This window comes from Thermomonas sp. (genome assembly GCF_047606765.1).
Taxonomy (GTDB): domain Bacteria; phylum Pseudomonadota; class Gammaproteobacteria; order Xanthomonadales; family Xanthomonadaceae; genus Thermomonas.
The window spans coordinates 20946-27696 of record NZ_JASGED010000008.1; the positions used below are offsets into that span (position 1 = coordinate 20946).

Annotated in this window: 6 protein-coding genes and 1 pseudogene; 4 read left to right on the top strand and 3 right to left on the bottom strand. The window is 65.0% G+C overall.

What is annotated here, in order from left to right:
* Nucleotides 1-45 precede the first annotated feature (45 nt).
* On the bottom strand, nucleotides 46-1128 hold the full coding sequence (gene dksA, locus QM612_RS00890) for an RNA polymerase-binding protein DksA (protein WP_415252011.1): 1083 nt from the start codon (nucleotides 1126-1128) through the stop codon (nucleotides 46-48).
* A 109-nt stretch (nucleotides 1129-1237) separates the two neighbouring features.
* Between dksA and yidD the strand changes: the two genes are divergently transcribed.
* From yidD to QM612_RS00910, 4 genes and pseudogenes are all read left to right on the top strand, one after another.
* Complete coding sequence (yidD, locus tag QM612_RS00895; RefSeq protein ID WP_415252012.1) at nucleotides 1238-1456, top strand: membrane protein insertion efficiency factor YidD; 219 nt, start codon at nucleotides 1238-1240, stop codon at nucleotides 1454-1456.
* 9 nt (nucleotides 1457-1465) lie between these two features.
* A complete protein-coding gene (locus QM612_RS00900; protein WP_415252013.1) occupies nucleotides 1466-2815 on the top strand; it encodes a dihydroorotase in 1350 nt (449 codons plus the stop codon).
* Between the two features lie 161 nt (nucleotides 2816-2976).
* A pseudogene (locus QM612_RS00905) lies at nucleotides 2977-3708 on the top strand (M23 family metallopeptidase); the annotation flags it as partial.
* A 62-nt stretch (nucleotides 3709-3770) separates the two neighbouring features.
* The gene (locus tag QM612_RS00910) at nucleotides 3771-4997 is read left to right on the top strand and encodes a serine hydrolase domain-containing protein (protein ID WP_415252014.1); all 1227 of its coding nucleotides are present in this window, start codon (nucleotides 3771-3773) and stop codon (nucleotides 4995-4997) included.
* A gap of 136 nt (nucleotides 4998-5133) precedes the next feature.
* On the opposite strand, the gene folE2 is transcribed toward QM612_RS00910, so the two are convergent.
* Together folE2 and QM612_RS00920 are read right to left on the bottom strand one after the other, a co-directional pair.
* Nucleotides 5134-6057: a GTP cyclohydrolase FolE2 gene (gene folE2, locus QM612_RS00915; protein WP_415252015.1), complete on the bottom strand. Its 924-nt coding sequence runs from the start codon at nucleotides 6055-6057 to the stop codon at nucleotides 5134-5136.
* Between the two features lie 44 nt (nucleotides 6058-6101).
* Nucleotides 6102-6620: a phytoene/squalene synthase family protein gene (locus QM612_RS00920; RefSeq protein ID WP_415252016.1), complete on the bottom strand. Its 519-nt coding sequence runs from the start codon at nucleotides 6618-6620 to the stop codon at nucleotides 6102-6104.
* Nucleotides 6621-6751 lie beyond the last annotated feature (131 nt).

Consider the following 6751-nt stretch of genomic DNA (forward strand, 5'->3'; position numbering starts at 1 on the left):
TGTTTGCTCGTCCTTCCGGCTTTCGCCGGAATGACAGACAAGATCTCAGTCGCCCATCTGCTTCTGCAGGTGCTCCCAACGCTCCTGCGCATCAATCGTGCGCTCGGCCTGCGGACGCGCCTCAAGGCGATCCAGGCCGATTTCCTCGCCGGTATCAACGCAGTAACCGTAGTCACCTTCATCGACGCGGCGGATGATGCTCTCGATCTTGTTGATGAGCTTGCGGTAGCGGTCGCGTGTACGCAGTTCCAGCGCGTTTTCGGTCTCGCGGCTGGCGCGCTCGGCTTCGTCGCCAACGTCGCGGACTTCTTCCTTGAGGTTCTCGATGGTCTGGCGCGATTCCTCGACGAGTTCCTCGCGGCGGGCCAGCAGCTTCTGGCGGAAATACTCCAGCTGCAGCGGGCTCATGTATTCCTCATCCGCACTCGGCTTGTAGCCGGCGGGCAGGATCGGGCGACCGGTGGCCTCGTCGGTCTTGTAAGGCACGACCTTGACCTTGCCCTTCGGGGCCGGGGTTTCCGGACGCTTGCCGACCACCGCCACCGCGACCTTGCCGGGCTTGCGCGGGGCCACCGGCGCAGCAGAGCTGACCGGCCTGACCGGTGCAGGCGCAGGTGCCGGAGCCGTCTTCTTTTCGGGTGCCTTCTTGTCCGCAGCCTTGGCCGGAGCCGGAGGTGCAGCCTGCTTCTCCGGAGCCTTGACTGGGGCCGGGGCCACCTTCTTCTCAGGAACTTTCTTTTCAGGCGCCTTGACCGGGGCCGGCTTGGCGGCGGGTACAGCCTTCTTGACGGGGGCCGGCTGCTTCGCAGGCGCAGCCTTCTGAGCCGGGGCTGGCTTCTTGGCAGGCACGGCCTTCTTGGCCGGAACCGGCTTCTTCGCAGGCGCAGCCTTCTTGACCGGGGCCGGCTTCTTCGCAGGCACGGCCTTCTTGGCCGGAGCCGCCTTCTTCACCGGCTTGGCAACCGGCTTCCTGGCGGGGGCGGGCTTCTTCGCAGGCGCAGCCTTCTTCGCCGGAGCCGCCTTCTTCACCGGCTTGGCAGCCGGCTTCTTGGCGGGGGCCGGCTTTTTCGCCGGGGCGACCTTCTTGGCCGGCTTGGCGACCTTTTTCGCGGGTTTCTTTGCTGCCACGTCCTGAACTTCCTCGGATCTTCCCTTGAGACGGGAAAGCGCGCTGTTATACCCTGCCGGGGAGGCAGCGGCAACCGCGCAGTACCGCACAAGGCCGCATGCAAACCCCGTGATCGACCGACTTTTCATCGCGCTGCTGCGCTTCTACAAGCGCTGGATCAGCCCCATGCTCGGCACCCGCTGCCGGTTCGCACCCACCTGTTCGGAATACGCGATGGAAGCGATCGACCGCTTTGGCGCGTTCAAGGGCAGCTGGCTTGCGGCCCGCCGGCTTGCGCGCTGCCACCCCCTGCACCCCGGCGGGCACGACCCCGTGCCGCCCGCATAGGACATCGACATGACTTCCACCCTGATCGTGAATGCCCGGCTGGTCAACGAAGGCCGCGAGTTCGACGGCGACCTGCGCTTCAAGGATGGCCGCATCGAGGCCATCGGCAGCGGACTGGCCGCAAACCCCGGCGAAACCGTGATCGATGCCGCAGGCCGACGGCTGCTGCCGGGGATGATCGATGACCAGGTGCATTTCCGCGAACCGGGGCTGACCCACAAGGGCGACATCGCCACCGAATCCGCCGCAGCGGTGGCCGGCGGGCTGACCAGCTTCATGGACATGCCCAATACCAACCCGCCGACGCTGGACAGCGTGGCACTTGCAGACAAGTACCAGCGCGCCGCCGGGCGCGCATGGGGCAATTTCGGCTTCTATCACGGTGCCAGCAACGACAACCTGGAAGCGATCCGCAGGCTGGACCCGAAAGCCACACCGGGCGTCAAGGTGTTCATGGGCGCATCGACCGGCAACATGCTGGTGGACGATCCGGCCACGCTGGACGCGATCTTCCGCGAAGCGCCCACGCCGATCATCACCCACTGTGAAGACACCCCCATGATCGACGCCAATTTCGCCGAATACCGGGCGAAGTACGGCGATGACGGGTTGTTGCCGCGCATGCACCCGGACATCCGCAGCCGCGAGGCCTGCATCAAATCGACCCGGCTGGCGATGGAACTGGCACGCCGCCACGGCACCCGCCTGCACGTCCTGCACATCAGCACCGCCGACGAACTGGCGCTGTTCGAACAAGGCCCGCTGATCCGTGCCGATGGCAGCCGCAAGCGCATCACCGCCGAGACCTGCGTGCATTTCACCCGCTTCGCCCGCCCCGACTACGAGCGGCTTGGCAACCTCATCAAATGCAACCCGGCGATCAAGGACGAGGCCGACCGCGAGGCGATCATCACTGCACTCGCGGACGACCTGCTGGACGTGCTCGCCACCGACCACGCGCCGCACACGCTGGAGGAAAAAGGCAAGCCGTATGCCGCCGCGCCCAGCGGCCTGCCGCTGGTGCAGTTCGCGCTGAACGCCGCGCTGGAACTGGTGCATGAAGGCCACCTGACAACAGCGCAAGTCGTGCAGAAATTCGCGCATGCGCCGGCGCAGTTGTTCGATGTCGAAGGCCGTGGCTATCTGCGCGAAGGCTATGCCGCCGATCTTGTCCTGATCGACGACACGCCATTCACCGTGCAGCGCGAAAACGTGCTGGGCAAATGCGGCTGGTCGCCGTTCGAAGGCATGAGCTTCCGCTCGCGGATTGCATCCACCTGGGTCAACGGCGTGCTGGCGTGGGATGGCGAAAAACTGGTCGGTACGCCGCAGGGCCAGCGGTTGAGTTTCGATCGATGAGGGTTTTTCGCTCGTCATCGTGGGTCGCTTTTGCCGGAATGACGGCACTGTTGCTTGCCGCCTGCGCCGCTGCACAGACAGCGCCGTCGAACTCCGCCACCGTCAGCGACAAACCCGTCATCGGTGGCGACGGCGCAATTCCCATGCGCGCCACGCGCCTGCCCGCCTCGGTGCAGCAAGGTTCGATGGTGCTGGGCGTGACCCATCCGGCAGCGACGGTCGAATACGCGGGCCGCATATTGCGGGTTACGCCCTACGGCAGCTTCGTATTCGGCATCGGGCGCGATGCCGAAGGCGAAGCGGTGCTGCGGATCAGGCAACCGGCTACCGGCTGGATCGAACATCGCATCAAGGTCACCCCGCGCGACTGGCCCATCGAAAGGATCAACGGCGTGCCGCCGGCCACGGTCAATCCGCCAAAAGCCATCGCCGAGCGCATCGAACGCGAGCAGACACAGGTCAGCGCCGCGCGCATCCGTGACGACGCCCGCACCGGCTTCACCCAGCAATTCATCTGGCCGGTGCAGGGCCGCATCAGCGGGCGCTTCGGCAACCAGCGCGTCTACAACGGCACGCCGAAGTCGCCGCATTCCGGCATGGACATCGCGGCACCCACCGACACACCGGTGAAGGCACCGGCGGACGGCGTGGTGAGTTTCGCCGCGCCCAACCTCTACCTCACCGGCGGCACGCTGGTGCTGGATCACGGCCACGGCATCAGCAGCAATTTCCTGCACCTGTCACGCATCGACGTGAAGCTGGGCGACGTGGTGAAACAGGGCGACGTGATCGCCGCCGTTGGCGCCACCGGGCGCGCCACCGGCCCGCACCTGCACTGGGGCATGAACTGGTTCGACGTGCGGATCGATCCGCTACTGGTGCTCGAACGCTAGCGGGTGGGGTTTCAACCCACCGACGAGTTACCCGGATGTCAGCCCGCAAATCGAGGGAACAGATGCACTTCAAGCAAACACTCGCCGCAACCGTCGTCATGTTCGCCATCGCTGCTTTCGGGAATACGCAAGCGGCAGAACCCGCGCAAACGCGAGCTACGGATACCAACGCCACGCTTGATGCGGCCATCGAGCAACACATGCAAGCAGGCGGCTTGGTCGGTGTGGGCGCGGCGATCATCGTCAACGGCAAGATTGCCTGGACAGGCGGGTATGGCGACGCCGACAAGCAGCATGGCATCGCGTTTACGCCTGACACGATCATGAACATCGGGTCGATCAGCAAGACGTTCACGGGCGTCGCACTGATGCGTGCCGTACAGGAAGGCAAGCTGTCCCTTGACCGGGACATCAATGCCTATCTGCCATTCAAGGTCATCAACCCGCACTGCCCCGATGCGCCCATTACGCTGCGGCAACTGGCAACGCACACCTCCGGCATCGTGGACAGGCCGGCTGTCTCTGAAACCGTGTACCACTTCGGGGATGACGCCCCGGAACCCTTGGGGGAGTTCCTGAAGAGCTATCTGGTCGGAAGTGGCAAGCATTACGCGCGCGAAAACTTCCTCGATGCCAAACCGGGCACGCGCCGCGAATACTCGAACATTGGCGCTGGACTGGCGGGCTACATCGTTGAGCTTGTCGTCGGTGAAAAGCTGAACACCTATACCAGGCGTCACATCTTCAACCCCCTGCAGATGCGCAACTCAGGCTGGTTCCTGTCCGAGATTCCGCCCGGCAAGCATGCGCGGCTTTACGTGGCTCACGGCCTGCGCATTCCGATTCCCCTGTACGAGATCACGACCTACCCGGAAGGTGGCGTGCGCACCTCGGTTTCCGACCTGGCAAGATTCTTCGCGGCACTCTTGAATGATGGCGCGTATGAAGGGGCGCGCATCCTCGACAAAAAATCCGTCGATGAGATGCTCCGCTTCCAGTACACGGATGCGAACAAGCCGGAAAACGTGAACCTGCAGGGAGAGGATTCCGTCAATTCCGGCATCTTCTGGGCGACCAAGTTCGACGTGACCCGGATTGGACACAACGGCTCCGATCCGGGCGTCCGAACCATGATGCTGGCAGACCCCGGCAAGCAAATCGGCGTGATCCTGTTTACGAATACCTCGATGGCTGACGAAGAAAGCGGAAGCTATTTCGACATCTTCGATGCGCTGTGGGCGCATGCGGTGCAAATGAAGCATCAGGCAGATGCGACAGTCAGCCAGTAAGACTTGGCAGAGCATCCAAGAACGCTCTCAAGCCCTCCCCTTCAAGGGGAGGGTTGGGTGGGGATGGGGTTCGCTGGCGATGCCACATACAACACCATCCCCATCCCGACCTTCCCCTTGAAGGGGAAGGAGAAAATCAGGGATTCCTGCCCGACACCGTCGCCACCGCATCATGCGGATGCAGGCTCTCGAAATGCGCCACGCGCGCATGCCATGCGGACACGCGGGCATCTGAAGCCAGCATGGCAGCCACGCGGCGGGCGGCATCCTCGCAGAACATCAGGTTGGCGGCATTGGCTTCGGCGAAGGCCTGCTCGTCCTCGCGCTTGACTGCGGTCTGTACCGGCGTGCCCAGCGCGGTTTCCAGCGCATCGACCAGTGCCGCAAGCGGCAGTTCGTCGAAGCAGGGTTTCAGTTCGACGCGCACCTCGGCGCGGCTGCGCTGCGCGTGCGGGGTGGCGGCAAGGCCGCGTCCGGATTCCAGCCAGTCGCGCACCGCATCACAGGACAGCGGGCGCACGCCGGCGAAATCCTCGGCGAAGCGGCGCGCGTTGACCTGCCGCGACAGCGCCGCCGATGCGGGACAGGTGCTGGAGTATTCGATGGAGAACGCCATCGCCAGATGCAGATGGCCGTCGCGCAGTTCGGCTTCGACTTCGACCGGGTAACGCTTCCAGCCGGCGTTGTCGCTGCGCAGTGCCTTGCGCAGCAATAGCTGTTCGTAGCGCAGGCGCAGGCGCGCGCGGGTGGACAGGCCATCCTGCGAGGCGATGCAGGCGTCCAGCAGGCGGCGCAACGCCGGCGCGGTCAGCGCTTCGCTTGCCAGCGACTGCTGCAACAGCAGGTACAGGCGCGACATGTGGATGCCGCGCGCGGCGGCGTCGCGCAGATCGACCGCGACATCGACGCTTGCCGGCACCTGCAATTCGTGTCCGTCCGCACCCGGCAGGCGGATCGGCAGGACAATGGCGTCCATGCCCACCCAGTCCAGCGGACGAGCCAGCGCCACCGCATCAAAGGCGACATCGGGCAAGGCGGCGGGGGAAGCGCTGTTGTGCATCGCGGCATTGTAGCCGGACGGGCGTGAGCGCCCGCGCAACACGATCACCCGCGCGCTGCGCGCCAGGCCGTGAACAAGGTCGAAAAACGCGGCAACGGCAGCGGCTTGCCGGCGGCAGTCCGCTGCTGCCGGGCATGCTCCAGTGCTGCGTGGATGCGTGTGATACGGCCACCATCCGCAAACAAATCCGCTTCGATGGCGGTAAGCGCCTGCGCATGGGCATCGGCAACCCTGCCCGTGCCACGGCTGGCGCGCAGGGCAGGCAGGCTGGCAGCCAGCACGTCCCAGTGTGCAGGCACCTTCTGCAAGGCCAGCCCCAGCGGATGCCGGCGCGCGCCGCGCGACCAGCCGGCCAGTTCTTCTTCCCACCAGAGCAGCTTGGCCGCGCCAGGCGTGGGGTCATCGCCGCCCCAAGCGGCTTCCATCAGTTCATCGCGCAGTGCAAACCATGCCTGCGCACGTTCGCGCTGCGCCTGCGGCACGAAGGCTTCGGCCACGGCCCATTCCGGCCATTGCGCGCGCCATTTGTCGAGGAAGGCGTCGAGGGAGGCGCTATCGGTCATCCGGGAATTGTAGATGGATGGTTGATTCCCATGACCGTGAATCCCGTGTACCCGTAGGCGTGGAGCTTGCTCCACGCATCAGGGCCGTGTGCCGAGCAAGCTCGGCACCTACGGCATCGCGCCGTTGATCA